The organism is Enterobacter cloacae complex sp. 677-3DZ2D5B (assembly GCF_004136695.1).
Taxonomy (GTDB): Bacteria; Pseudomonadota; Gammaproteobacteria; order Enterobacterales; family Enterobacteriaceae; genus Enterobacter; species Enterobacter hormaechei_C.
In genome coordinates this window covers 74,224-99,748 of sequence record NZ_QFLS01000002.1, presented here as the reverse complement: position 1 = coordinate 99,748, position 25,525 = coordinate 74,224, and the positions used below count along the sequence as shown (strand labels likewise).

Here is a 25,525-nt window from a genome sequence, read left to right as displayed (position 1 = left end):
ACATCTTAGTAGAGAAGCGAATTACAGATATTCAACCTTAATAATTTCGTATTCCACTTCACCACCAGGGGTGCGGATGGTGACCACATCGTCCTGCTCTTTGCCAATCAGGCCACGAGCAATTGGCGAGTTCACCGAAATCAGGTTCTGTTTGAAGTCAGCTTCATCATCACCCACGATGCGATAGGTCTGCTCTTCGTCGTTGTCCAGGTTCAGCACGGTAACGGTTGAACCAAAAATCACACGGCCATTATTCGGCATTTTGGTGATATCGATAACCTGTGCATTGGACAATTTTGCTTCGATATCTTTAATACGCCCTTCACAGAAACCCTGCTGCTCACGCGCCGCGTGGTATTCAGCATTCTCTTTCAGGTCGCCATGCTCACGCGCTTCCGCGATAGCGGCGATGATTTCAGGGCGACGTACGGATTTCAGAAAATCCAGCTCTTCGCGCAGTTTTTCGGCACCACGTAAGGTCATCGGAATAGCTTGCATTTGTTATACCTCTTAAACATTCCTGTTGGGAGCAGTGTTCCCTGCTCCAGCCCACCTGAACAGGCCAGAAGCAAAAAGAAAACCGACCCGGGAGCAACGCCCCAGGTCAGCAGCAATTTTTCAATTTGATACGCATTTTACCGCGAAGTTCACTATGGGTCATCGTTTACTTTACAGTGCCATGCACCGTAGTATGACGGTTTGTTTTCGGGTTGTTAGCGCGAGATTATGCGATTTTCCAGTTTTATCATCGGATTGACTACCAGTATAACGTTCACCGTTCAGGCCGCGAATGTTGATGAGTACATTAATCAACTGCCCGCCGGCGCGAACCTTGCCCTGATGGTGCAGAAGGTTGGCGCGCAGGCTCCCGAGATTGACTATCACAGTCAACAGATGGCGCTGCCTGCCAGTACCCAGAAGGTGATCACCGCCCTCGCCGCTCTGCTCCAGCTCGGGCCTGACTTCCGTTTTACTACCACCCTTGAAACCAGAGGTAACGTTGAGGGTGGCGAACTGAAAGGCGATCTTATCGCCCGTTTTGGTGGCGATCCCACCTTTAAGCGCCAGGATGTCCGCAACATGGTGGCGGTACTGAAAAAATCCGGCGTAACAAAAATTGATGGCAACGTGCTGATCGACACCTCCATTTTCGCCAGCCACGATAAAGCGCCTGGCTGGCCATGGAACGACATGACGCAGTGTTTTAGCGCCCCGCCAGCCGCCGCCATCGTTGACCGTAACTGCTTCTCCGTATCGCTTTACAGCGCGCCAAAACCAAATGACTTAGCGTTTATCCGCGTGGCGTCTTACTACCCGGTCACGATGTTCAGCCAGGTGCGGACGCTGGCGAAAGGCTCCCCGGAGGCACAGTATTGCGAGCTGGACGTGGTACCGGGCGATCTCAACCGCTATACGCTCACCGGCTGCCTGACCCAGCGGGCCGATCCACTCCCGCTGGCCTTTGCCATTCAGGATGGCGCAGGTTATGCCGGTGCCATTTTTAAAGATGAACTGAAGCAGGCGGGCATAACCTACACCGGAACGCTGCTGCGCCAGACGCAGGTGAATGAGCCAGGCACGGTGATTGCCAGCAAACAGTCCGCGCCACTGCATGATTTGCTTAAGATTATGCTGAAAAAGTCGGATAACATGATTGCCGACACGGTATTCCGCATGATCGGGCACGCGCGCTTTGGTGTGCCGGGCACCTGGCGGGCCGGTTCTGATGCCGTACGTCAGATCCTGCGCCAGCAGGCGGGTATCGATCTGGGCAATACGATCGCCGTTGATGGTTCCGGTTTATCGCGTCATAACCTGATCTCGCCGGCCACCATGATGCAGGTGTTGCAGTACATTGCTCAGCATGACGCTGAGCTAAACTTTATTACGATGCTGCCGCTTGCCGGACACGACGGCTCTCTTCAGTACCGCGCGGGCCTTCACGCTGCGGGCGTGGATGGCAAAGTTTCAGCCAAAACGGGTTCCCTGCAAGGCGTTTACAACCTTGCCGGTTTCATCACGACCGCCAGCGGACAACGCATGGCATTTGTGCAGTATCTTTCCGGCTATGCCGTCGAACCGGCTGACCTGCGCAATCGCCGTATTCCACTGGTACGTTTCGAAAGCAGGCTCTATAAGGACATCTACCAGAATAACTAGCGATGAAACTACTGATAGTTGAAGACGATCTGTTATTGCAGGAAGGGTTAGCGCTGGCGCTGGCCAATGAGGGCTACGCCCTGGATTGTGCCGCCACAGCCGCTGAAGCAGATGCCTTGATCCAGAGCGGTGAATACAGCCTGGTGATCCTGGATTTGGGACTGCCGGATAAAGACGGCGCGACGCTGCTCTGCCAGTGGCGTCGTCGCGGAGTGGAGAATCCCGTATTGATTCTCACCGCCCGCGATGCCATTGAAGACAGAATTAACGGGCTTGATTCTGGCGCTGACGATTATCTGGTAAAACCCTTCGCCCTTGCCGAGCTACAGGCTCGCGTACGGGCGTTGATCCGCCGCTATCAGGGCCACAGCGACAACCTGCTGACGGACGGGGATATTACCCTCAATCTGCAAACTCAGCAGGTGCTGCGCCAGTCTCAGCCTGTGGAAGTGACCCCAAAAGAGTTCGCTCTGCTGACGCGCCTGATCATGCGCAGCGGGCAGACCGTGCACCGTGAAACGCTGCAACAGGACATCTACTCCTGGCAGGACGATCCAGGATCAAACACGCTTGAAGTTCATATTCATAATCTGCGTCGCAAGCTCGGTAAAGATCGGATCAAAACCGTACGCGGCGTGGGTTACCGTCTGGAGAGCCAGAAATGAACAGTATGCGCCGGCGATTAATGGTGTTGCTGGCGGTTATTCTGCTATTTTTTCAACTCATTAGCGTAGTCTGGCTGTGGCATGAGAGCCGCGAGCAGATCGGTTTTCTGGTGAATGAAACGTTGTCCGCTAAAGCACGCAACAACCATGTCGAAAAAGAGATCCGCGAAGCCATTGCCTCCCTGCTGGTCCCTTCACTGGTGATGGTCGGTTTTACCCTGCTCTTCTCATTCTGGGCAGTCACATGGATCACCCGACCACTCAACAAACTTCGCGCCAGCCTTGCGAACCGTTCGGCGGATAATCTGACTCCCCTGCCGATGTATTCTGATATGGAAGAGATAGGCGCAGTAACCACGTCCCTCAACCAACTCCTCGCCCGGCTGGACCACACTATTCAACAGGAACGCCTGTTTACCGCCGATGCGGCACACGAGTTACGTACGCCGCTGGCGGGGATTAGGCTCCATCTGGAACTGATGGCTCAGTCCGGTTCCCCGCAGGCCACGCCACTGATAAACCGGATCGATCAGCTGATGCACACGGTGGAACAGCTGCTGATGCTGGCGCGTGCCGGACAGGCGATGGCCAGCGGCCATTACGATACCGTGAACTGGACTGAGTCGATCATTGCTCCGCTTAGCCTGGAGCATGAAGCCAAAGAGCATACGGTATTATGGCCGGCCCACAGCACGCTGACGGTACAGGGGGACGCCGTCCTGTTACGTCTGATGCTAAGGAACCTTCTGGAGAATGCCGCCCGTTACAGCCCGGCAGGCACAACCATTGAAGTGGCATTAACAGCGACGGAGGGGGGTACCCGGGTGAGCGTTACCGATCAGGGGCCGGGTATTGATGAGGCGCACCGCCAGTCGATCACCGAACCTTTCCGACGTCTCGACCAGCGCTACGGCGGCAGCGGCCTTGGGCTGAGCATCGTACAGCGTATCGTACAGCTCCATCATGGTCATTTAACGCTGGAGAACGGCGCTGAGGGCGGCCTCATCGCCAGCTGTTGGTTACCGACGAAAATAGGATAAAAAAAAGCCCCGTTAAGGGGCTTTATACAGGGGTTAGTGCTTGTAGATGAACTCGACGCCTTCTTCGTCGTCTTCATCCCAGTCATCGTCCCAGTCTTCATCATCTTCTTCCGCTTCCAGCTCTTCGAGCTGCTGGCGGTGGTAGTCATCCCACATGAATTCGACTTTTTCAGGCTGTTTCGCCTCTTCTGCCTGAACAACCGGATTCTCGATGATAAAGGTCATCACATCCCAGCAGAGATCTTTCACGCCAACCTGGCTGGCGGCAGAGATCAGATAGTACTTATCTTCCCAACCCATCGCTTCGGCAATCGCTTTAGCTTTCGCTTCAGCTTCCGCTTTGTCCATCAGGTCGATCTTGTTGAATACCAGCCAGCGCGGTTTTTGCGCCAGTTTTTCACTGTATTTCTCCAGCTCGCCGATAATGATACGAGCGTTTTCAACCGGATCGGAACCGTCGATTGGATCGATGTCGATGAGGTGCAACAGTACGCGGCAACGCTCAAGGTGCTTCAGGAAGCGAATACCCAGACCGGCGCCTTCTGCTGCCCCTTCAATCAGACCCGGGATGTCAGCGACCACGAAGCTCTTCTCGTTATCCATACGGACAACGCCCAGGCTCGGTACCAGCGTCGTAAACGGATAATCTGCCACTTTTGGTTTCGCCGCAGAGACCGCACGGATAAACGTCGATTTACCGGCGTTTGGCATGCCCAGCATCCCCACATCCGCCAGCAGCATCAGTTCCAGTTGCAGGTCGCGCTTATCACCCGGGGTACCCATGGTTTTCTGACGCGGGGTACGGTTAACGGAAGATTTGAAACGGCTGTTACCCAGACCGTGCCAGCCGCCTTTGGCCACCATCAGGCGCTGACCGTGTTTGGTCATATCACCCATGGTTTCGCCCGTACCCTGATCGATGACACGCGTACCCACCGGCACTTTGATCGTCACGTCTTTACCGCGTTTACCGGTACAGTCGCGGCTCTGGCCGTTCTGGCCACGCTCGGCGCGGAAAGATTTTTCGAAACGGTAGTCGATCAGCGTGTTGAGGTTTTCATCCGCCTCCAGCCACACGTCGCCACCGTCCCCACCGTCACCGCCATCAGGACCGCCACGAGGAATATATTTTTCACGGCGGAAGCTTACACAACCGTTACCGCCATCACCTGCCACGACCAGAATCGTCGCTTCATCAACAAACTTCATTTTACTCTCCGTAACTCATTCGCCTGAGCGGGGGACTATTACAACCGCTTCATTTTTGCGCCAACGCCCCCAGAGACGATGACCAATGGCGGAATACATCGCGCCCGCAACCACGACAAACGCACCGAGATAACCCAACAGGTTGAGCATCGGCTTGACGAAGACATCGGGCCAGGCCATTGATAATAAATCTGAAAATAACAGCGTAAACAGCGGGGTAAGCGTGATTAAGGCGCTCACCTGTGCTGCCTGCCAGCGCGCCATGGCTTCAGCCAGCGCGCCATAACCGACCAGCGTATTCAGCCCACAAAAAATGAGGCACGCCAGTTGCCAGTCGCTGAGCTGGGTAATTACACCCGGCTTCGCTAAAGGCAATAATGCCAGTGTACACAAAGTGTACAGCAAAAAGAGGATCTGCTGTGAGGCAAGACGGCGCAATAACACCTTTTGCGCGACGCCATAACTCACCCAGACCGTTGCTGCGCCCACCCCAAAAATGACACCCCAGGTGTAATCCGTCAGGCGGGTAAAAATCTCAATCAGGCTGGTGTTAAAGAACATCACCAGCCCGCAAAGCAGCATACTTGCCCCAATGATCTGCGTGCCGCGCATCTTCTCCTTGAGGATGAATACGCTGGCGACCATCATGCCGACCGGTGAAAGCTGACCAATCACCTGCGACGCTGTAGGGCTAAGATATTGCAGGGAAGAGCTGAACAGAATGAAGTTACCGAACAGACCGCCCGTCGCGATAGCCAGTAACACCAGCCAACGCGGTTTTCGAAAGATGCGCAGCGGTGGCAGCTTACCTTTGACGGCCAGAATGGCACCCAGGCCTATGCTTGCCATCAGGAAGCGATAAAACACCACCGTCGGTGGCTCCATGACTTCCAGTACCTGCTTCATTGCAATTGGCAGCGCACCCCAGCACATTGCGGTAGTGAGCGCCAAAAGAATACCAATGCCGGCCTGCTGCTTCATGCCCGTTTTCCCTACAGAAAATTTTCCGGGTTTCCAATGTAAAAAGCCCCGCAACACGTTGCGGGGCTTTAATCCGTTACCGGACCGAGAAAACCTTACTCAGCAACGATGCTGATGTATTTACGGTTGTTCGGGCCTTTAACTTCAAATTTCACTTTACCGTCTGCTTTAGCAAACAGAGTGTGGTCACGACCGCAACCTACGTTGGTACCCGCGTGGAACTTGGTGCCACGCTGACGAACGATGATGCTACCCGCCAGAACGGATTCGCCACCGAAACGCTTAACGCCCAGGCGTTTAGCTTCTGAATCGCGACCGTTACGTGTGGAGCCGCCAGCCTTTTTATGTGCCATTTAAATCTCTCCTCAGGTCTTAGGCGCTGATGCCAGTAATTTTCACATCAGTGAACCACTGACGGTGGCCCTGCTGCTTACGATAGTGTTTACGACGACGAAACTTAACGATTTTAACTTTCTCGCCACGACCGTGAGCAACAACTTCAGCTTTGATAACGCCGCCATCAACGAAAGGAACGCCGATTTTGACTTCTTCACCGTTTGCGATCATCAGAACTTCAGCGAACTCAACAGATTCGCCAGTTGCGATGTCCAGCTTTTCCAGGCGAACGGTCTGACCTTCGCTTACTCGGTGTTGTTTACCACCACTTTGGAAAACCGCGTACATATAAACTCCGCTTCCGCGCACATCCTCGTATGATTCAGAGTGCGCTATAAATATTCACAATAGGGCGCGAATATTACGCAAAATGCGAGCCTTTGACAAGTGCTACCATCAATACATGAAGAAAAAAAACACAACACGTACGGTAACGTTTATCTGAGCCGTTTTTTCAGTACAATCAGCAATACTATTTATAAACCGAAACCCTTTGTGTACCCATCTCGTGTGGGATAAACAGGATAAAAAGCCCGGCTTTTGCGATGAATTTAGAAAAAATCAATGAGTTAACCGCGCAAGATATGGCGGGTGTGAATGCAGCAATCCTGGAGCAACTCAACTCTGACGTTCAGCTGATCAATCAGTTGGGCTATTACATCGTCAGCGGCGGCGGTAAACGTATTCGTCCGATGATTGCCATTCTGGCCGCACGCGCGGTTGGCTATCAGGGAAATGCCCATGTCACGATCGCGGCGCTGATCGAATTTATCCACACCGCCACCCTTCTTCACGACGATGTTGTGGATGAATCAGACATGCGTCGTGGCAAAGCCACCGCCAACGCCGCGTTTGGTAATGCGGCAAGCGTTCTGGTAGGCGATTTTATCTATACCCGAGCCTTCCAGATGATGACAAGCCTTGGCTCGCTGAAGGTGCTGGAAGTGATGTCAGAAGCCGTGAACGTTATCGCTGAAGGTGAAGTCCTACAGCTGATGAACGTCAACGACCCGGACATCACCGAAGAAAACTATATGCGGGTGATTTACAGCAAGACCGCACGTCTGTTCGAAGCCGCCGCGCAGTGCTCTGGCATTCTGGCTGGCTGTAGCGAAGCGGAGGAAAAAGGCCTTCAGGACTATGGCCGTTACCTCGGCACCGCGTTCCAGTTGATTGATGATTTGCTGGACTACAGCGCGGATGGCGAAACGCTCGGTAAAAACGTCGGCGATGACCTGAACGAAGGCAAGCCAACGCTGCCGCTGCTCCACGCGATGCGCAATGGTACACCAGAGCAGGCGAAAATGATCCGGGAGGCTATCGAGCAGGGAAATGGACGCCATCTTCTGGAACCGGTACTGGAAACAATGGCAATCTGCGGCTCCCTGGAATGGACGCGTCAGCGCGCTGAAGAAGAAGCGGACAAAGCCATCGCCGCTATTCAGGTCATTCCCGACAGCCCATGGCGTGATGCGCTAATCGGCCTCGCGCACATCGCCGTCCAGCGCGACCGTTAATCCCTCATCATCTCCCTGCCCCTACGCAGGGAGACTCCAGTACGCTCCAGTAAATTACATTTACGCGTAAGCCCATCGGGTTACAGGCCGTATGTATAAAGCCGTGCCTTATTCTGAATATTGCTTCTCGTAACATGAACTTTTTAGAACAGATGTTCGAAGTGAGTATAGTAATGCTGTCTTTTCACACGAAACGACGTGGACGATAACGAACACAAGGACAGCATTATGGATACAAAATTCATCGACTGGCATTCTGCTGACATTATTGCGGCACTGCGTAAAAAAGGAACTTCGCTGGCTGCCGAATCACGTCGTCATGGGCTGAGCTCGTCGACGCTGGCAAACGCCCTGACCCGCCCATGGCCGAAGGGGGAACTGATTATCGCGACGGCGCTGGATACGCATCCGTGGGTGATATGGCCGTCACGCTACCACGATCCCATCACCCATGAATTTATCGACAGAACGCGCATGATGCGCCAGAGCAAAACGAAGAAAGCGCATCAGGACTGATGCACCAGAATTGACAAGAACAGCAATCCCCCGGCCTGTTCTGGCAGGGGGGTGCCGGAATGATTACTCGCCCTTCACACGCTCGATATTTGCACCCAGCGCGCGCAGTTTATCCTCAATACGCTCGTAACCACGATCGATGTGGTAGATACGATCGACAACGGTAGTCCCTTCCGCAATACAACCTGCCAGTACGAGGCTCGCAGATGCGCGCAGATCGGTCGCCATCACCTGCGCACCGGACAGTTTTTCAACGCCGTGGCAAATTACCGTGTTGCTTTCAATCTCAGCATGCGCACCCATACGGATCAGTTCCGGTACGTGCATGAAACGGTTTTCGAAGATGGTTTCCGTGATGAAGCCCGTGCCTTCGGCCACCAGGTTCAACAGCGTGAACTGTGCCTGCATATCCGTCGGGAATGCCGGATGTGGCGCAGTACGCACGTTAACGGCTTTAGGACGCTGCCCGTGCATATCCAGGCTGATCCAGTCTTCACCGATTTCAATGTCCGCACCCGCATCGCGCAGCTTCGCCAGCACCGCATCCAGGGTATCCGGCTGGGCGTTACGGCAGACAATCTTACCGCCAGAAATGGCCGCGGCCACCAGGAAAGTGCCGGTTTCGATACGGTCTGGCAGTACGCGATACACACCGCCACCCAGACGTTCAACGCCTTCGATGGTGATACGGTCTGTGCCCTGCCCGCTGATCTTCGCTCCCAGCGCGACCAGGAAGTTCGCGGTATCCACGATCTCCGGCTCACGGGCGGCGTTTTCGATGATGGTAGTGCCTTCTGCCAGCGTAGCAGCCGACATGATGGTGACCGTTGCGCCCACGCTCACTTTGTCCATGACAATGTGCGCGCCTTTCAGACGACCATTGACGGATGCTTTAACGTAACCCTCTTCCAGCTTGATCTCCGCGCCGAGTTTTTCCAGCCCGAAGATATGCAGGTCAACGGGACGCGCGCCGATAGCGCATCCGCCCGGCAGTGAAACCTGTCCCTGACCGAAGCGCGCCACCAGCGGACCAAGCGCCCAGATGGACGCACGCATGGTTTTCACCAGCTCATACGGCGCTGAGAAGTTGTTCACGTTGCTGGCATCGATCCAGACGGAACCGTTACGCTCCACTTTGGTGCCCAACTGGCCGAGCAACTTCATGGTCGTGTCGATATCTTTCAGCTTCGGTACGTTCTGGATCTCTACCGGCTCTTCTGCGAGCAGCGCAGCGAAAAGAATGGGCAGTGCGGCGTTTTTTGCGCCAGAAATTGTGACTTCGCCCTGGAGACGCGTAGGTCCCTGTACACGAAATTTATCCATCGTTTGCTCTCTTATAAATTCAACCGTGCTGCGGGCGTTTCGCCCTCAGCTCAAAAACCGTTTAGTTTGCGATCGCGTGCCCACTCCTGTGGGGTGAACGCTTTAATCGACAGGGCGTGGATGCGGTTATCCGCAATGTATTCCATCAGCGGCGCGTACACAGCCTGCTGTTTCTTCACGCGACTCATTCCGTCGAACATCTCACCCACAGCAATAACCTGGAAGTGACTGCCATCGCCAGAGACGTGGGCTTCCTGAAGGGAGAGTGCATTCATCAGCACAGTCTGGATTTCATTATTTTCCATGGGGTCTACATCATCTGATAGTGAAAACAAGCTCAACATCTTAGAGCAAAGTGGCGCGGTCTTAAACAAGCAAAAAGCCCCGACGCGTAAACTGTCGGGGCTTTCAGAAGTAACGTACTGAAAAAATTAGCGAGGTAATACGTCTTCGGGCAAATTGTAAAGCTGTGCAAGGGTAATCACGTTATCGCTTACCCCCGTCAGGGTGACGCTACTCCCCTGCTTTTTGCCCGTGGCCACCAGGTGCGCCAGCAGGGCGATACCGGCGGTATCTACCCGCGTGACGCCATGGAGATCAATCAGCGTCACGCCCTGCATCGCGTTATGGCGAGCGTCCCACAGCGGGTTAAGCAGATCCTGATCCAGCTCTCCCGTCAGCGTCAACGTCTCGCCGTCACGCGCCCAGCTAAGCTGCTGTGACATTACTTCTTCTCGTCCAGGGTAATTTTCTGACGAGAGATGGACTGAAGCTGAGCCGTCAGGCCATCAATGCCTTTAGTGCGCAGCAGATCGCTCCACTCGTTCTGTTTAGTGGTGATCATGCTGACGCCTTCAGCGATCATGTCGTACGCCTGCCAGTTTCCGGTCTGACTGTTTTTACGCCACTGGAAGTCCAGACGAACCGGTGGACGACCGTTTGGATCGATAATCGTCACGCGAATAGGAATGATAGTGGCATCGCCCAGCGGTTGTTCAGGGGCAATCTGATAGGTCTGCCCGTGATACATCGCCAGCGCCTGGCCGTAAGCCTGTTTCAGGTATTCACGGAACGCCGCAAAGTAAGCCTCGCGCTGCGCCGGGGTCGCGTCTTTGTAGTAACGGCCCAGCACCAGTGCGCCCGCGTACTTGATCTGCACATACGGCAGCAGCTCCTGATCCACCACATCACGCAGATAATCAGGGTTAGAACGGATTTTTGGCTGTTCGTTTTTAAGACGGTCGAAGGTTTTCTTCGCGGCCTCATTCATCAGTTTGTACGGGTTACTCTGATCCGCAGCGTGCGCCGCGGTAAGAGGGGCAATGACCAGCATGGCAACCATTAACAGTCGTTTAAACATGAATAACTTCTCCTGAAATTAATTCGTCGCGCCTGGCGTCGGTTCGACGTTGGTGTGGTCTTCACTCTGCGCAGGGGCATCGTCAGACTTTTTATCATCCCCTTTACTGTTGTAAAGGAACTGACCAATCATATCTTCCAGCACCATCGCTGACTTGGTATCCTGGATTACGCTACCGTCTTTAAGGATAGTCGTTCCCAACTCAGGATCTTCAAAACCAACGTTAAGTGCCAGATATTGCTCCCCCAGCAGGCCAGAGGTGCGGATAGAAAGCGAGCTGGTGTCCGGAATGTGGTTATAGCGCTCTTCGATATCCATCGCGACGCGCGGCAGATAGGTTTTCTCATCAAGCGTAATGTCGGCGACACGTCCGATAACGACGCCACCAATACGCACCGGTGAGCGCGCTTTCAGGCCGCCGATGTTATCGAAAGTCGCGTAGATACGGTACGTCGGCTCGGCGCGAACAGAGGTGATGTCCGCCGCTCGCAGGCAGATGAACAGCGCGGCCAGTAGCGCCAGAAGCAGAAACACGCCAACCCAAATTTCATTTTTTCTCGTTTGCATGAACTCAATTCCCAAACATCAGTGCGGTGAGCACAAAATCCAGACCTAAAACGGCCAGCGACGAATGTACGACAGTACGCGTCGTTGCACGGCTAATGCCCGCCGACGTCGGAATGGCATCGTAACCATTAAACAACGCAATCCAGGTAACCGTCACAGCGAAAACCACGCTCTTGATCAGACAGTTCACCAGATCCATCCGCAGATCGATGGCGTCCTGCATGGCAGACCAGAAGAATCCGGCATCAATGCCTTTCCAGTTAACGCCAACCAGCGCGCCTCCCCAGATACCTACCGCCACAAAGAGGATAGTCAGTAACGGCAAGGAGATAACCCCGGCCCAGAAGCGCGGCGAGATCACCCGGCGCAGCGGATCGACTGCCATCATCTCCATACTGGAGAGCTGCTCGGTGGCGCGCATCAGGCCAATTTCCGCCGTCAACGCTGACCCGGCACGCCCGGCGAACAGCAGCGCGGCAACCACCGGCCCGAGTTCACGCAGCAGCGAGAGCGCCACCAGCATGCCAAGGCTGGTTTCCGCGCTGTAGGTTGTCAGTACCAGATACCCCTGCAACCCCAGCACCATGCCAATAAACAGACCCGACACGATGATGATAAGCATCGACAGCACGCCGACGTTATAGAGCTGCCGCACCAGTAACGGCGCATGCTTGCGGAACTCCGGTTTGCCGACCAGCGCGTTGAACAACATTAATCCGGCACGCCCGAACGTACTGATGGTTTTTAGGCCACGGTGTCCAAGACCCGCCAACGCATTTAACAGCATGAGTGGCTTAACTCCCTATTCCCAGTAAATCGTCATGATAGTCGCCCGCCGGATAGCGGAAAGGCACCGGCCCATCTGCGATACCGTCCAGGAACTGCCGCACGCGCGGATCGCCATTCTCCTGCAACGCCTGCGCGCTGCCGTGGGCGACGATCTTTTTGTCAGCCACAATATAGGCGTAATCAGCGATACTCAGCACTTCCGGCACGTCGTGGGAAACCACCACGCAGGTGACGCCAAGGGCGCTGTTCAGCTCCGAAATTAACTTCACCAGCACGCCCATGGTGATGGGGTCCTGCCCGACGAACGGTTCATCGAACATGATTAAATCGGGTTCCAGGGCAATAGCACGCGCCAGCGCGGCGCGGCGCGCCATCCCACCCGAGAGTTCGGACGGCATGAGTTTCGCAGCCCCCCGCAGCCCCACGGCTTCAAGCTTCATCATCACCGTGCTGTGCAACAGCGCAGGAGGAAGATGGGTGTGCTCACGCAGCGGATAGGCCACGTTGTCAAAAACGTTCATATCGGTGAACAGCGCACCCGACTGAAAGAGCATGCTCATCCGTTTGCGAACCGTGTAGAGGCGCGAGCGAGACATCGCCGGGACGTTTTCGCCGTCGAAGAGAATTTCGCCGCTGTCAGGGGGGATTTGCCCGCCGATAAGACGCAGCAACGTGGTTTTACCGATCCCTGACGGCCCCATGATGGCGGTGATTTTACCGCGCGGCACGGTCAGCGAAATATCATCAAATATTAACCGGTTGCCGCGAGAAAAACTGACGCCCCGGACATCGACTATATTCGCCATCGTTTGGCTCATTTATGGTTCCTTACTTACCTTGCTTCACGGCTGGCATGAAGCGTAAATCAGCCCTAAACCCCGCATTTTTACAGAATATTCACTATTGGGGTTAGCGAAAGCTGGCATTTGTTTTACTTTTCCGGCGCATAAAGTCAAAATTAGGAATTCGTCACGTCTCAGACTTCATCTGGCGCTAAAATTCGTGCGCAGTGGACCAGCGAGTATACCTGAAGAAAGGACTTTTGATGCTTTTAGCAACAGCACTGTTAATAATTGGTTTACTGTTGGTGGTCTACAGTGCTGACCGTTTGGTCTTTGCCGCATCCATTCTCTGTCGACTCATTGGCATGCCGCCCATCATTATCGGCATGACGGTGGTCAGTGTAGGCACATCGCTTCCTGAAATCATCGTTTCTGTTTCAGCCTCGTTGCATGGCCAGGTTGACCTCGCTATCGGCACCGCGATTGGCTCTAACATCGTCAATATCTTGCTGATTTTAGGCTTAGCCGCATTACTGCATCCATTTCGCGTACATTCCGATGTTTTGCGTCGTGAATTGCCGCTAATGTTAGTCGTCAGTCTGCTGGCGGGCTATGTGCTTTATGACGGGGTGCTGAGCGTCGGTGACGGTATATTCCTGCTCGCCCTGGCCGTGATCTGGTTGCTTTACAGCGTGAAGATCGCACGTCTGGCGGAAAAACAGGGTAACGATAGCCTCACGCGTGAGCACCTCGCCGAGCTGCCCCGGGAAGGGACCTTACCCGTCGCCCTGCTGTGGCTGGGCGTCGCGCTGATTATCATGCCAATGGCCACGCGGATGGTGGTCGATAACGCGACGGTGCTGGCGAACGCGTTTGCGATGAGCGAACTGACAATCGGTCTGACGGTCATCGCTATCGGCACCAGCCTGCCAGAGCTGGCTACCGCCATCGCCGGGGCGCGTAAAGGGGAAGATGATATCGCCATCGGCAATATCATTGGCTCGAATATTTTCAATATCGCGATCGTGACGGGGCTGCCGGCATTAATCTCACCGGGGCCGTTTAACCCTATGGTTTTCACGCGCGATTACGGTGTGATGCTGCTGGTCAGCGTGATTTTCGCCCTGCTCTGCTGGCGGCGAAAAGAGCAGATCGGCAAAGGCGCGGGCGCGCTGCTGACGGGTGGATTTATCGTATGGCTGGCGATGCTGTACTGGCTTTCGCCACTTCTCTCTGGGTAAACGGAAACGCATTATGTCGCAAATAGAATTGCAGCCGGGTTTTGACTTTCAGAAAGCAGGCAAAGACGTTCTGGAGATTGAACGTGAAGGTCTGGCGCAGTTAGATCAGTACATTAATCAGGATTTTAGTCTGGCCTGTGAGAAGATGTTCTACTGCGCCGGTAAAGTCGTGGTGATGGGGATGGGCAAATCCGGCCATATCGGGCGCAAAATGGCGGCGACCTTTGCCAGTACCGGCACGTCGTCATTCTTCGTTCATCCCGGTGAAGCCGCGCACGGTGACCTCGGCATGGTTACGCCGCAGGACGTGGTTATTGCGCTGTCCAACTCCGGGGAATCGAATGAAATCCTGGCGTTGATCCCGGTGCTGAAGCGTCTGCACGTACCGCTGATTTGCATGACCAGCCGCCCGGAAAGCAGCATGGCGCGCGCGGCGGATATTCACCTGTGCGTGAAGGTGCCTAAAGAAGCCTGCCCGCTGGGGCTGGCGCCGACCTCCAGCACAACCGCCGCGCTGGTGATGGGCGATGCCCTTGCCGTTGCGCTGCTGGAAGCCCGCGGTTTTACGCCAGAAGATTTCGCCCTGTCTCACCCCGGCGGCGCGCTCGGGCGCAAACTGCTGCTGCGGGTTAACGATATTATGCACACCGGGGATGAGATCCCGCACGTCAGCAAAGAGGCCTCTTTGCGCGACGCCTTACTGGAGATCACCCGTAAAAACCTGGGCATGACGGTTATCTGCGACGATCTGATGAAGATTCAGGGCATTTTCACCGACGGCGACCTGCGCCGGGTATTCGATATGGGTGTGGATGTCCGAACGCTGGGCATCGCTGATGTAATGACACCAGGAGGGATCCGCGTCCGTCCGGGTACGCTGGCGGTAGATGTACTGAACCTGATGCAGTCCCGTCATATTACCTCAGTGATGGTTGCCGATGGCGACCAACTGCTGGGTGTGGTACATATGCATGATCTGCTGCGCGCTGGCGTAGTGTAATGAAGGATAAGACAATGAGTAATGCGGGTGCATCCCTTGCAACCTGTTATGGCCCGGTGAGCGCCCACATGATGTCAAAGGCGGAAAATATCCGCCTGCTGATCCTCGATGTGGATGGTGTGCTCTCCGACGGTCTGATTTATATGGGCAATAACGGCGAAGAGCTGAAAGCCTTTAACGTTCGCGACGGTTACGGTATCCGCTGTGCGCTCACGTCCGGTATTGAAGTTGCAATCATCACCGGGCGGAAAGCTAAACTGGTAGAAGATCGGTGTGAAACGCTGGGCATTACGCATCTCTATCAGGGACAGTCTGATAAGATGGTAGCCTTCCGGGATTTGCTGGGAAAACTGGCCATTGCGCCAGAGAATGTGGCATACGTCGGGGATGATTTGATCGACTGGCCAGTCATGGCGGAGGTGGGTCTGAGCATCGCCGTGGCTGACGCGCACCCGCTGCTGATCCCGCGTGCTGATTACGTTACCCATATTCACGGTGGCCGTGGCGCCGTCCGTGAAGTCTGCGATCTGCTTCTGCTGGCGCAGGGCAAGCTTGATGAGGCGAAAGGGCAATCGATATGAGTAAAACCAGACGTTGGGTTATCATTCTGCTTGCGCTTGTCGCCCTGATACTGATTGGCGTAAATCTCGCTGACCGCGATGATACGCAAGCGGAAGTGGTTAACACGAGCGACCCGACCTATAAAAGCGATCACAGCGACACCGTGGTCTATAGCCCGGAAGGTGCGCTGAACTATCGCCTCGTTGCTCAGCATGTAGAATATTTTTCAGATGACGGCACCTCGTGGTTTACCCAGCCGGTCCTGACCACCTTTGATACGGACAAAGTGCCGACGTGGTCAATCAAGTCTGACCGGGCAAAACTGACAAATGACCGTATGCTTTACCTGTATGGTCACGTTGAAGTCAACGCCCTGACCGCTGACGCGCAACTGCGAAAAATTACGACGGATAACGCCCAGATCAACCTGGTCACCCAGGATGTCACGTCGCAGGATTTAGTCACCCTGTATGGCACAACATTTAATTCCAGCGGTTTAAGAATGCGCGGGAACTTACGCAGCAAAAACGCCGAGCTGATTGAAAAGGTTAGAACCTCCTATGAAATTCAAAACAAACAAACTCAGCCTTAAAGTTGTTATCGCCAGCGCGCTGCTGGCGGCCAGTCTTCCCGCGCTTGCTGTGACTGGCGACACCGAACAGCCGATTCATATTGAATCCGATACCCAGTCTCTGGATATGCAGGGTAACGTCGTCACCTTTACCGGCAACGTCGTTGTGACCCAGGGCACTATCAAAATCAACGCCGACAAAGTGGTCGTTACCCGTCCGGGCGGCGAGCAGGGGAAAGAGATTATCGATGGTTATGGCAACCCGGCCACCTTCTACCAGATGCAGGACAACGGCAAGCCGGTGAAAGGCCATGCCTCGCATATGCACTATGAACTGGCGAAGGATCTGGTCATCCTGACCGGTAATGCTTACCTGGAACAGCTGGACAGCAATATCAAAGGCGACAAGATCACTTATCTGGTGAAAGAGCAGAAAATGCAGGCCTCCAGCGAAAAAGGCAAACGCGTCACGACCGTGCTTGTGCCTTCGCAGTTGCAGGACAAGAACAACGGTCAGGCTCCGGCAAAGAAAAAGAGTAACTAATTCGTTATGGCAACTTTAACTGCAAAAAACCTCGCGAAAGCGTATAAGGGCCGCCGCGTTGTCGAAGATGTCAGTCTGACCGTCAACTCCGGCGAAATCGTGGGTTTGCTTGGCCCTAACGGCGCGGGTAAAACTACGACCTTCTACATGGTAGTGGGCATCGTCCCACGTGACGCCGGCAACATCATTATCGATGATGAAGATATCAGCCTGCTGCCGCTGCATGCCCGCGCGCGTCGTGGCATCGGCTATCTGCCGCAGGAAGCGTCTATCTTCCGCCGCTTAAGCGTGTTCGACAACCTGATGGCCGTGCTCCAGATCCGTGACGATCTGACCAGCGAGCAGCGCACTGACCGTGCGAACGAGCTGATGGAAGAGTTTCATATTGAACACCTTCGCGACAGCCTCGGTCAGGCGCTGTCCGGTGGTGAACGCCGCCGCGTTGAGATTGCGCGCGCGCTGGCAGCAAACCCGAAATTTATCCTGCTGGATGAACCGTTTGCGGGCGTTGACCCCATCTCCGTTATCGATATCAAACGTATCATTGAACACCTGCGCGACAGCGGGCTTGGCGTACTGATCACGGACCACAACGTTCGTGAAACGCTGGCGGTGTGTGAGCGCGCCTACATAGTGAGCCAGGGCCATCTGATTGCCCACGGTACGCCGCAGCAAATCCTCGAAGATGAGCATGTTAAGCGCGTGTACCTTGGGGAAGACTTCAGACTCTGATAGGGTAGAGGTTAAGTCACGCCGAACCGGAGAAAAACGCTCTGAACATGAAGCAAGGTTTGCAATTACGGCTCAGCCAGCAACTGGCCATGACGCCGCAGCTCCAGCAGGCAATCCGTCTGTTGCAGCTGTCCACGTTAGAACTCCAGCAGGAGCTCCAGCAGGCGCTGGACAGCAATCCGCTGCTGGAGCAGACCGATCTTCATGACGAGGTAGACGCCCAGCAGACGCAGGACACAGAAACGCTCGACTCCGTAGATGCACTCGAACAGAAAGAGATGCCGGACGAACTGCCGCTGGATGCCAGCTGGGATGAAATCTACACCGCGGGTACCCCTTCCGGGACGCGTGCAGACTACCAGGACGATGAACTCCCGGTCTACCAGGGCGAAACTACCCAATCGCTTCAGGACTACCTGATGTGGCAGGTGGAGCTGACGCCTTTCTCCGATACCGATCGCGCCATTGCCACCTCGATTGTCGATGCCGTTGACGACACGGGCTATTTGACCGTGACGCTGGACGAGATTCTTGAAAGCATCGGCGATGACGAGATTGAACTGGAAGAGATCGAAGCCGTCCTGAAACGCGTTCAGCGTTTCGACCCGATTGGCGTCGCCGCGAAAGATCTGCGTGACTGCCTTCTGATCCAGCTTTCGCAGTTTGCTAAAGAGACACCGTGGATTGACGAAGCCCGGCTCATCATCAGCGATCATCTGGATCTGCTGGCGAACCACGACTTCCGCACCCTGATGCGCGTCACGCGCCTGAAAGAAGAGGTGCTGAAGGAAGCGGTGAATCTGATCCAGTCGCTCGATCCGCGTCCGGGGCAGTCGATTCAGACCAGCGAACCGGAATATGTCATTCCCGATGTGCTGGTGAGAAAACACAATGGCCGCTGGGTCGTTGAACTGAACGCCGACAGCATTCCTCGCCTGCAAATCAACCAGCAATACGCCTCCATGTGCACCAGCGCCCGTAACGACGCTGATAATCAATACATTCGCAGCAACCTTCAGGAAGCACGCTGGTTGATTAAGAGTCTGGAGAGCCGTAATGACACGCTGCTGCGCGTCAGCCGCTGTATTGTCGAACAGCAGCAGGCATTCTTTGAGCAGGGCGAAGAGTTTATGAAACCGATGGTGCTGGCGGACATAGCCCAGGCCGTCGAGATGCATGAATCAACCATTTCCCGCGTGACCACGCAGAAGTATCTGCACAGCCCACGCGGTATTTTTGAGCTTAAGTATTTCTTCTCCAGCCACGTGAACACCGAAGGCGGCGGCGAAGCCTCGTCGACGGCCATTCGCGCACTGGTGAAGAAGTTGATCGCCGCGGAGAACCCCGCGAAGCCACTCAGTGACAGTAAGTTAACCACCATGCTGTCCGATCAGGGTATTATGGTGGCACGTCGTACTGTCGCGAAGTATCGAGAGTCTTTATCCATTCCGCCGTCTAACCAGCGTAAACAACTGGTTTGACACAACCGATAAGGAAGACACTATGCAGCTCAATATCACCGGACATAACGTCGAGATTACTGAGGCTTTACGCGATTTTGTAAACACTAAGTTTGCGAAACTCGAGCAGTATTTCGAGAGGATCAACCAGGTCTATGTTGTGTTGAAAGTGGAGAAAGTGACGCATATCTCGGATGCGACCCTGCACGTCAACGGAGGGGAACTCCATGCCAGTGCGGAAGGGCAAGACATGTACGCGGCTATCGACGGCTTGATTGATAAGCTTGCGAGACAGCTCAATAAACATAAAGATAAACTGAAACAACACTAATTGTCCGGGCAGTTAACGGGTGCAGGACGGCCTGTTGTGAAACACAACAGGCCATTTGTACAGTTAGCGCTTAGGTGAAATTATGATAAACAACGATTCCGCTCTTCAACTGAGCAATGTCCTTAACCAGGATTGTACCCGCAGTGGCGTTCACTGCCAGAGCAAAAAACGTGCGCTGGAAATCATCAGTGAGCTGGCCGCAAAACAGCTGGGTCTGCCGCCGCAGATCGTGTTTGAAGCCATTCTGACTCGTGAAAAAATGGGCAGTACCGGCATCGGCAATGGCATTGCGATCCCGCATGGCAAGCTGGAAGAAGATACGCTGCGTGCCGTGGGGGTGTTTGTGCAACTGGAAACGCCTATCGCTTTTGACGCCATTGATAACCAGCCTGTGGATCTGCTCTTCGCGCTGCTGGTTCCTGCCGATCAGACCAAGACCCACCTGCACACGCTGTCGCTGGTTGCCAAACGTCTGGCGGATAAAACCATTTGTCGTCGACTGCGCTCAGCCCAAAGTGATGAAGAGCTTTATCAAATTATCACTGAAGCAGAAGGCAATCAGGATGAGGCATAATCGGGAAAGGGCCTTCAGAACGGCTGCCCTGAGGAGAAACGGAACATGGTGCTGATGATCGTCAGCGGTCGTTCGGGGTCCGGGAAGTCCGTGGCCCTGCGCGCGCTGGAAGACATGGGATTTTACTGTGTAGATAACCTGCCGGTAGTGTTGTTACCCGATCTGGCGCGGACGCTGGCGGACAGGCAAATCTCTGCCGCCGTCAGTATTGACGTGCGTAACATGCCGGAATCGCCGGAAATCTTCGAGCAGGCAATGAACAGCCTGCCGGAATGCTTCTCGCCTCAGCTCTTGTTCCTGGACGCTGACCGCAACACGCTGATCCGCCGTTACAGCGATACACGTCGTTTGCATCCGCTCTCCAGTAAAAATCTTTCGCTGGAAAGCGCCATCGATAAAGAGAGCGATCTGCTTGAGCCGCTGCGTTCGCGGGCCGACCTGATTGTCGACACCTCTGAAATGTCCGTCCACGAGCTGGCGGAAATGCTGCGTACGCGCTTACTCGGCAAGCGCGAGCGTGAACTGACGATGGTGTTTGAATCCTTCGGCTTTAAGCACGGCATACCTATCGATGCGGATTACGTTTTTGATGTGCGTTTCCTGCCGAACCCGCACTGGGATCCGAAACTGCGTCCGATGACCGGTCTGGATAAGCCGGTGGCGGCGTTCCTCGACCGACACACAGAAGTACACAATTTTATCTACCAGACGCGAAGCTACCTTGAGCTATGGTTACCTATGCTGGAAACAAACAATCGCAGCTACCTGACGGTGGCGATTGGCTGTACCGGCGGTAAACATCGTTCGGTCTATATTGCCGAACAGCTGGCCGATTACTTCCGCTCACGCGGAAAGAACGTTCAGTCCCGTCATCGCACGCTGGAAAAACGCAAAACATGACCGTAAAACAGACCGTCGAAATCACCAATAAGCTGGGCATGCATGCGCGCCCGGCGATGAAGCTGTTTGAGCTGATGCAGGGTTTTGATGCTGAGGTGCTGCTGCGCAACGACGAGGGAACCGAGGCAGAAGCCAATAGCGTGATCGCCCTGCTGATGCTGGATTCTGCCAAAGGCCGCCAGATTGAAGTTGAAGCCACCGGCCCGCAGGAAGAAGAAGCGCTGGCGGCAGTGATTGCCCTGTTTAACGCCGGGTTTGACGAAGACTAACGTTCGCCATGTCGGCGGGTAGCGCTGCGCTTACCCGCCTTACATAAGATTATTTCGCTCCATAAACCCTTCCCCACCCAACTGACGCATCTGGCGCATAATCCACGCCTGGCGGCTTCGCACGTAGCCTGACGGGGTGCTGGCCTTAAAACGCAGCGGGTTCGGCAGCACGGCGGCAAGGAGTGCCGCTTCGGACATAGTCAACCTGCTGGCGGGCTTGCCAAAATAGCGCTGCGATGCCGCTTCGACGCCAAACACGCCGTCACCAAACTCCGCGATATTCAGGTAGACGGTCAAAATGCGTTTTTTGCTCCACACCGTCTCGACCCCCAGCGTCAGCCCGGCCTCCAGCCCTTTTCTTACCCAGCTGCGACCGTCCCATAAGAACAGATTTTTTACCGTCTGCTGAGAAAGCGTTGACGCGCCGCGGACGCGGTTTTCATGACGTTCATTATGATCCAGCGCCTTCTCGATAGCCGCCACGTCAAAACCCCAGTGCTCCGGGAATTTCTGATCTTCTGCCGCAATGACCGCCAGCCCCATCCACGGGGAGATTTCATCCATGCCGACCCAGTCTGAGTGGGCAACATAGCCAAAATCACCCAAGAGCCAGGCGCTAATCTGCCGCTCTGCCATCACGGCGGAGAACGGGACGGGCAGGATGCTGAACAGCGCAATGCCTCCGCCCCAAAAAACGGCCAGGACCAGCACAATACGCAGCAGGATCCGTTTTAACCACCCGCCAGGGGATAATTTACGACTCATTCGGTAAGAACCAGCACTCTGTCCACCAGCTTTTCAATGCCTGCGGCAGCCTCAGCGATATTCTGCGCCAGCATATACGCCGGCGTGGTGATGATTTTGTTGTCCTCATCCACCACAATGTCGTCGACCGGGCATGGCACGTGCTCGCCGCCCATATCCTCAATAATTTCAGCGGTATCAATGTCGGTTCCGATCGTGAGCCGCAGCGGGAAATCAAAAATTTTCGGCAGCATGGCTGGCGCAATGCAGATAAAGCCCTGCGGCTTACCTGCTGCATGCATCGCCAGCGATAGCGCTTTCAAATCGGGATCGACATGGCACGCCGCGCCTTCTGTTGCAAACGTGCTCAGGTTTTTTGCCGCGCCAAAGCCGCCCGGCACGATGAGCGCATCAAGTTCAGCGGCATCGGCCTGTGCCAGCGGATGAATATCTCCACGCACAATACGTGCTGCTTCAATCAGCACGTTACGGCTTTCCGCCATTGGCTCGCCGGTAAGATGATTCATTACGTCTGCTTGAGTTTTATCCGGCGCGAAGCAGAGAACGTCTGCCCCCTGCCGCGATAATGCCAGCAGCGTTAATACGGTTTCGTGTATCTCTGAACCATCGTAAACGCCACATCCGCTCAGCACGACACCCACTTTCTTCATTCTGACGATCCTTCTAAGCAACTCGCTGAAGCACATTAAAAATTCTGATTAAAACGCTATGCTTCACACATTTCACTGATTCATGTAACAAACTGTTTAAGATTTGCTATCTTATCTGCGTGCGGCCTCAATTTTCAGGCGGCGTCCATGCGAAAACAACCCACAAAAATCAGGCGCAGCCACGATTTCCCTGGTGTTGGCGCAGTATTCGCGCACCCCGGTATAGCCGGGGTCATTTTTTTCTGGCATCTACCCAGGCTTTCAGCACTGCCACATCGTTTTGCCACTCCTGTTTCATCTCTTCGACCCAATCACCTACATTATCTTCCCAGGCAGGTAAATCAGGCGACTGAATCTGTTGGCCCAGTTGCTGGAGATGACGTAACCCGACCGATCCTGCCGCGCCTTTGATTTTATGTCCCTCTTCGACGATGCCCTTCTGGTCACGCGCCGTCAGGTTGGATTCGAGCACGTTCAGATAGCCCGGCATCATTTTTTCGAACACGGCCAGGCCATCGGTGATCAGTTTTGGTCCTACCAGATCGATATACTGCTCCAGCATGGCGGTATCCAGTATCGTTTGGGCTTTGGCGCTATCAACAGACGTCATGGTGCTCTCCTCTTCATCACAGGTATCCCAGAACTTCTTGATCATCGCCGTCAGGGCAGGTACCGCCAGCGGCTTGCTGAGCACATCGTCCATTCCGGCCTCGAGGTACTCTTTTTTATCTTTCAGCACGTTTGCGGTCAACGCCACCAGCGGCGGCAGCTCGTCAGGAGCATATTTGCGCGTCAGCTCGCGGGAGATATCCAGTCCGGTCATGTCCGGTAGCTGAATATCGAGCAGCACCAGGTCGTACTCGCCCGGCGTGAACATCTCCAGCGCGGCTTTGCCGGTCATCGCCACATCCACGCTGTTACCGAGTTTTTCCAGTACCGACCGGGCGACAATGACGTTCAGCTCAATATCTTCCACCAGCAGGACGTGCAGGGCTGGCAGCGGCATATCGTCGTTCTCAAACGTATCTTCCACCTCTTCCGCTACGGCAGGCGCATGGACGGTAAGCGTAAAGGTGGAGCCTTTACCCGGCTGGCTGGCAACGGTGATATCCCCGCCCATACTTTTCGCCAGACGTTTCGACACCGCCAGGCCAATGCCCGTACCGGTCGCCGGTTTACCGCCGTGGCTGTCTTTAACCTGATAATACATGGCGAAGATCTTATCCTGCTCTTCCTGAGGAATGCCGATACCCGAGTCCTCAACTTCAAAGTGCAGCATGTCGCCTTCGTCATAGCGAATGCGCACCGCAACCTGCCCCTTCTGGGTAAACTTCACGGCATTGCTGATGAGGTTCCACAGGATCTGCCGCAGCCGCGTGCCGTCCGTCACCACTTTATGCGGCAGCGGCAGCGTCGGCTCCATCACAAAGCTCAACCCTTTTTGCTGGGCCTGCAAACCTGACAGGTTCTCCAGGTCTGCGAGGAAGCCGGTAAAATCAACCGGCTGGTTGTCGAGCTGAACTTTACGGCGCTCCATCTTATCCATGTCGATAATATCATTGAAGATATTGCCCAGCGTGACCGCCGAGACGTGGATCGTTTTGAGGTATTTTTCCTGCTCGCTGGTCAGCTCGGTATCCAGCAGAATGCGGCTCAGCCCCACAATGCCATTCAGCGGGGTGCGCAGTTCATGGCTGATGGTGGAGATGAAGGTTGTTTTATCCCGGCTGGCGCGCTCCAGCGCATCCTGATAGCGCTTACGCTCAGTGATATCACGGCCAAAGCCCATCAGACCATGACGTTTACCCACCCGGTCGTAATAAGGTACTTTGCGGATCTCAAAGCAGGCTTTGCGCCCGTCGGGGTAGTCCAGCCACTGCTCATAGGTCAGCGAAACGTTATGGCGGAAGACCTTTTCATCCGTCTCCATCACTTTTGCTGCCGCCTCTTCGGAATAGACATCCTGAGGTTTCAGGTGTATCAGCTGTTTTTCGCTTTTCCCGGTCAACAGTTCCATGGCCCGGTTACAGCCGGAGAACTCTTTATCTTCATTACGGTAGAACACCAGATCCGGCGACGCATCGAGGAACGAGCGCAGGAAAGAGGATTGCTGTTCAAGCTGGATCTGCGTGACTTCGCGCTCTTTCATCTCAATTTTCAGCTGCTCAAGCGTGGTCTGACGCTCGGCTTCCGCCTTCTCACGGTCTGAAATTTCCTGATTCAGCTGGGCAATGTTGTCCTTGAGCTGAACGTTGAGTTTAAGATCGCGCTCGCGCATCTCTTCCAGCTTATCCACCAGTTTCGATAAACGCTGTCGGGACTCTTCCAGCTGCTCAACCACCACGGAGAGGAAATAGACCGCCCATGGGGTGATCAGCAGGCCAAAGAAAATAGAGCGGATCACGTCGATGCTCTCGACCTGACCATGCAGAACCATGGTCACGGCCATTTGCACGACAATGGCCAGAACGACCAGCGCCAGCGCCAGCAGCATGGAAAAACGCACCAGCCCGAGCTTCATCATCAGGTCGACGTAGTACTGGGCCAGCATTCGAATTTGCTTCATAGAGGATCCCTTCACGACTTTATCGCTCAATAATACTCAAATTCACGGCGAGGCGT

31 protein-coding genes are annotated in these 25,525 nt (G+C 54.7%); 16 read left to right on the top strand and 15 right to left on the bottom strand.

Annotation, left to right across the window (positions count from 1 at the left end):
- Window positions 1-21: 21 nt before the first annotated feature.
- Window positions 22-498, bottom strand: coding sequence for a transcription elongation factor GreA (greA, locus tag DD597_RS04910; RefSeq protein ID WP_003861815.1), 477 nt, complete (start codon window positions 496-498; stop codon window positions 22-24).
- Between the two features lie 228 nt (window positions 499-726).
- Between greA and dacB the strand changes: the two genes are divergently transcribed.
- Genes dacB through pmrB form a run of 3 tightly spaced genes read left to right on the top strand, consistent with a single transcriptional unit; the run spans window position 727 to window position 3,865 of the window.
- A complete protein-coding gene (gene dacB / locus DD597_RS04905) occupies window positions 727-2,160 on the top strand; it encodes a serine-type D-Ala-D-Ala carboxypeptidase (protein ID WP_129255985.1) in 1,434 nt (477 codons plus the stop codon).
- A gap of 2 nt (window positions 2,161-2,162) precedes the next feature.
- Entirely contained in the window at window positions 2,163-2,825 is a 663-nt protein-coding gene (pmrA, locus tag DD597_RS04900) for a two-component system response regulator PmrA (RefSeq protein WP_129255984.1), read from the top strand.
- Window positions 2,822-3,865, top strand: coding sequence for a two-component system sensor histidine kinase PmrB (gene pmrB, locus DD597_RS04895; RefSeq protein WP_003861821.1), 1,044 nt, complete (start codon window positions 2,822-2,824; stop codon window positions 3,863-3,865). The genes pmrA and pmrB overlap by 4 nt, the downstream gene beginning before the upstream one ends.
- A 33-nt stretch (window positions 3,866-3,898) precedes the next feature.
- Here pmrB and cgtA read toward each other — a convergent pair whose 3' ends face one another.
- From cgtA to rplU, 4 genes are all read right to left on the bottom strand, one after another.
- On the bottom strand, window positions 3,899-5,074 hold the full coding sequence (gene cgtA / locus DD597_RS04890) for an Obg family GTPase CgtA (protein ID WP_003861823.1): 1,176 nt from the start codon (window positions 5,072-5,074) through the stop codon (window positions 3,899-3,901).
- A gap of 15 nt (window positions 5,075-5,089) precedes the next feature.
- Window positions 5,090-6,055 (bottom strand): DMT family transporter, encoded by a 966-nt coding sequence (locus DD597_RS04885; protein WP_003861826.1) that lies wholly within the window; start codon window positions 6,053-6,055, stop codon window positions 5,090-5,092.
- Window positions 6,056-6,150: 95 nt separating this feature from the next.
- On the bottom strand, window positions 6,151-6,408 hold the full coding sequence (rpmA, locus tag DD597_RS04880; protein ID WP_003861831.1) for a 50S ribosomal protein L27: 258 nt from the start codon (window positions 6,406-6,408) through the stop codon (window positions 6,151-6,153).
- A gap of 19 nt (window positions 6,409-6,427) precedes the next feature.
- On the bottom strand, window positions 6,428-6,739 hold the full coding sequence (gene rplU / locus DD597_RS04875) for a 50S ribosomal protein L21 (RefSeq protein ID WP_003025032.1): 312 nt from the start codon (window positions 6,737-6,739) through the stop codon (window positions 6,428-6,430).
- Window positions 6,740-6,996: 257 nt separating this feature from the next.
- On the opposite strand from rplU, the gene ispB reads away from it, so the two are divergent.
- Window positions 6,997-7,968: an octaprenyl diphosphate synthase gene (ispB, locus tag DD597_RS04870; protein ID WP_003861833.1), complete on the top strand. Its 972-nt coding sequence runs from the start codon at window positions 6,997-6,999 to the stop codon at window positions 7,966-7,968.
- A 228-nt stretch (window positions 7,969-8,196) separates the two neighbouring features.
- Entirely contained in the window at window positions 8,197-8,484 is a 288-nt protein-coding gene (gene sfsB, locus DD597_RS04865) for a DNA-binding transcriptional regulator SfsB (protein WP_017382732.1), read from the top strand.
- 63 nt (window positions 8,485-8,547) lie between these two features.
- Here the strand turns inward: sfsB and murA are convergent, their stop codons facing one another.
- From murA to mlaF, 7 genes are all read right to left on the bottom strand, one after another.
- Entirely contained in the window at window positions 8,548-9,807 is a 1,260-nt protein-coding gene (gene murA, locus DD597_RS04860) for a UDP-N-acetylglucosamine 1-carboxyvinyltransferase (protein ID WP_006812128.1), read from the bottom strand.
- 50 nt (window positions 9,808-9,857) lie between these two features.
- Window positions 9,858-10,112 (bottom strand): BolA family iron metabolism protein IbaG, encoded by a 255-nt coding sequence (ibaG, locus tag DD597_RS04855; protein WP_003861840.1) that lies wholly within the window; start codon window positions 10,110-10,112, stop codon window positions 9,858-9,860.
- 126 nt (window positions 10,113-10,238) lie between these two features.
- On the bottom strand, window positions 10,239-10,532 hold the full coding sequence (mlaB, locus tag DD597_RS04850) for a lipid asymmetry maintenance protein MlaB (RefSeq protein WP_003861843.1): 294 nt from the start codon (window positions 10,530-10,532) through the stop codon (window positions 10,239-10,241).
- Window positions 10,532-11,167, bottom strand: a complete 636-nt coding sequence (gene mlaC / locus DD597_RS04845; RefSeq protein WP_003861845.1) for a phospholipid-binding protein MlaC — start codon at window positions 11,165-11,167, stop codon at window positions 10,532-10,534. The genes mlaB and mlaC overlap by 1 nt, the downstream gene beginning before the upstream one ends.
- 18 nt (window positions 11,168-11,185) lie before the next feature.
- Complete coding sequence (gene mlaD / locus DD597_RS04840; protein ID WP_003861847.1) at window positions 11,186-11,734, bottom strand: outer membrane lipid asymmetry maintenance protein MlaD; 549 nt, start codon at window positions 11,732-11,734, stop codon at window positions 11,186-11,188.
- Window positions 11,735-11,738: 4 nt separating this feature from the next.
- Window positions 11,739-12,521, bottom strand: coding sequence for a lipid asymmetry maintenance ABC transporter permease subunit MlaE (gene mlaE, locus DD597_RS04835; protein ID WP_003861848.1), 783 nt, complete (start codon window positions 12,519-12,521; stop codon window positions 11,739-11,741).
- Window positions 12,522-12,528: 7 nt separating this feature from the next.
- On the bottom strand, window positions 12,529-13,341 hold the full coding sequence (gene mlaF, locus DD597_RS04830; RefSeq protein ID WP_003861850.1) for a phospholipid ABC transporter ATP-binding protein MlaF: 813 nt from the start codon (window positions 13,339-13,341) through the stop codon (window positions 12,529-12,531).
- A gap of 227 nt (window positions 13,342-13,568) precedes the next feature.
- Between mlaF and DD597_RS04825 the strand changes: the two genes are divergently transcribed.
- From DD597_RS04825 to npr, 11 genes are all read left to right on the top strand, one after another.
- Window positions 13,569-14,546, top strand: coding sequence for a calcium/sodium antiporter (locus tag DD597_RS04825; protein ID WP_003861852.1), 978 nt, complete (start codon window positions 13,569-13,571; stop codon window positions 14,544-14,546).
- Between the two features lie 13 nt (window positions 14,547-14,559).
- Window positions 14,560-15,546: an arabinose-5-phosphate isomerase KdsD gene (kdsD, locus tag DD597_RS04820; RefSeq protein ID WP_003861853.1), complete on the top strand. Its 987-nt coding sequence runs from the start codon at window positions 14,560-14,562 to the stop codon at window positions 15,544-15,546.
- 14 nt (window positions 15,547-15,560) lie between these two features.
- Entirely contained in the window at window positions 15,561-16,127 is a 567-nt protein-coding gene (gene kdsC / locus DD597_RS04815; RefSeq protein WP_003861856.1) for a 3-deoxy-manno-octulosonate-8-phosphatase KdsC, read from the top strand.
- Complete coding sequence (lptC, locus tag DD597_RS04810; RefSeq protein ID WP_003861858.1) at window positions 16,124-16,699, top strand: LPS export ABC transporter periplasmic protein LptC; 576 nt, start codon at window positions 16,124-16,126, stop codon at window positions 16,697-16,699. The genes kdsC and lptC overlap by 4 nt, the downstream gene beginning before the upstream one ends.
- Window positions 16,668-17,222 carry a lipopolysaccharide ABC transporter substrate-binding protein LptA gene (gene lptA / locus DD597_RS04805; protein ID WP_003861860.1) on the top strand — a complete coding sequence of 185 codons (555 nt, stop codon included), beginning with the start codon at window positions 16,668-16,670 and terminating at the stop codon, window positions 17,220-17,222. The genes lptC and lptA overlap by 32 nt, the downstream gene beginning before the upstream one ends.
- Window positions 17,223-17,228: 6 nt before the next feature.
- Window positions 17,229-17,954: an LPS export ABC transporter ATP-binding protein gene (gene lptB, locus DD597_RS04800; protein WP_003861862.1), complete on the top strand. Its 726-nt coding sequence runs from the start codon at window positions 17,229-17,231 to the stop codon at window positions 17,952-17,954.
- 47 nt (window positions 17,955-18,001) lie between these two features.
- On the top strand, window positions 18,002-19,435 hold the full coding sequence (rpoN, locus tag DD597_RS04795; RefSeq protein WP_003861864.1) for an RNA polymerase factor sigma-54: 1,434 nt from the start codon (window positions 18,002-18,004) through the stop codon (window positions 19,433-19,435).
- A gap of 22 nt (window positions 19,436-19,457) precedes the next feature.
- Window positions 19,458-19,745 carry a ribosome hibernation promoting factor gene (gene hpf, locus DD597_RS04790; protein ID WP_003861866.1) on the top strand — a complete coding sequence of 96 codons (288 nt, stop codon included), beginning with the start codon at window positions 19,458-19,460 and terminating at the stop codon, window positions 19,743-19,745.
- Between the two features lie 82 nt (window positions 19,746-19,827).
- Window positions 19,828-20,319 (top strand): PTS IIA-like nitrogen regulatory protein PtsN, encoded by a 492-nt coding sequence (gene ptsN, locus DD597_RS04785; protein ID WP_003861869.1) that lies wholly within the window; start codon window positions 19,828-19,830, stop codon window positions 20,317-20,319.
- 45 nt (window positions 20,320-20,364) lie between these two features.
- Window positions 20,365-21,219: an RNase adapter RapZ gene (gene rapZ / locus DD597_RS04780; protein ID WP_003861870.1), complete on the top strand. Its 855-nt coding sequence runs from the start codon at window positions 20,365-20,367 to the stop codon at window positions 21,217-21,219.
- Window positions 21,216-21,488: a PTS phosphocarrier protein NPr gene (npr, locus tag DD597_RS04775; protein WP_003861872.1), complete on the top strand. Its 273-nt coding sequence runs from the start codon at window positions 21,216-21,218 to the stop codon at window positions 21,486-21,488. Before rapZ ends, npr begins: the two co-directional genes overlap by 4 nt.
- A gap of 39 nt (window positions 21,489-21,527) precedes the next feature.
- Here the strand turns inward: npr and mtgA are convergent, their stop codons facing one another.
- From mtgA to arcB, 3 genes are all read right to left on the bottom strand, one after another.
- The gene (mtgA, locus tag DD597_RS04770; protein ID WP_032660497.1) at window positions 21,528-22,253 is read right to left on the bottom strand and encodes a monofunctional biosynthetic peptidoglycan transglycosylase; all 726 of its coding nucleotides are present in this window, start codon (window positions 22,251-22,253) and stop codon (window positions 21,528-21,530) included.
- Window positions 22,250-22,903 (bottom strand): isoprenoid biosynthesis glyoxalase ElbB, encoded by a 654-nt coding sequence (gene elbB / locus DD597_RS04765; protein WP_003861876.1) that lies wholly within the window; start codon window positions 22,901-22,903, stop codon window positions 22,250-22,252. Before elbB ends, mtgA begins: the two co-directional genes overlap by 4 nt.
- A 232-nt stretch (window positions 22,904-23,135) precedes the next feature.
- Window positions 23,136-25,469, bottom strand: coding sequence for an aerobic respiration two-component sensor histidine kinase ArcB (arcB, locus tag DD597_RS04760; RefSeq protein WP_000809803.1), 2,334 nt, complete (start codon window positions 25,467-25,469; stop codon window positions 23,136-23,138).
- Window positions 25,470-25,525 lie beyond the last annotated feature (56 nt).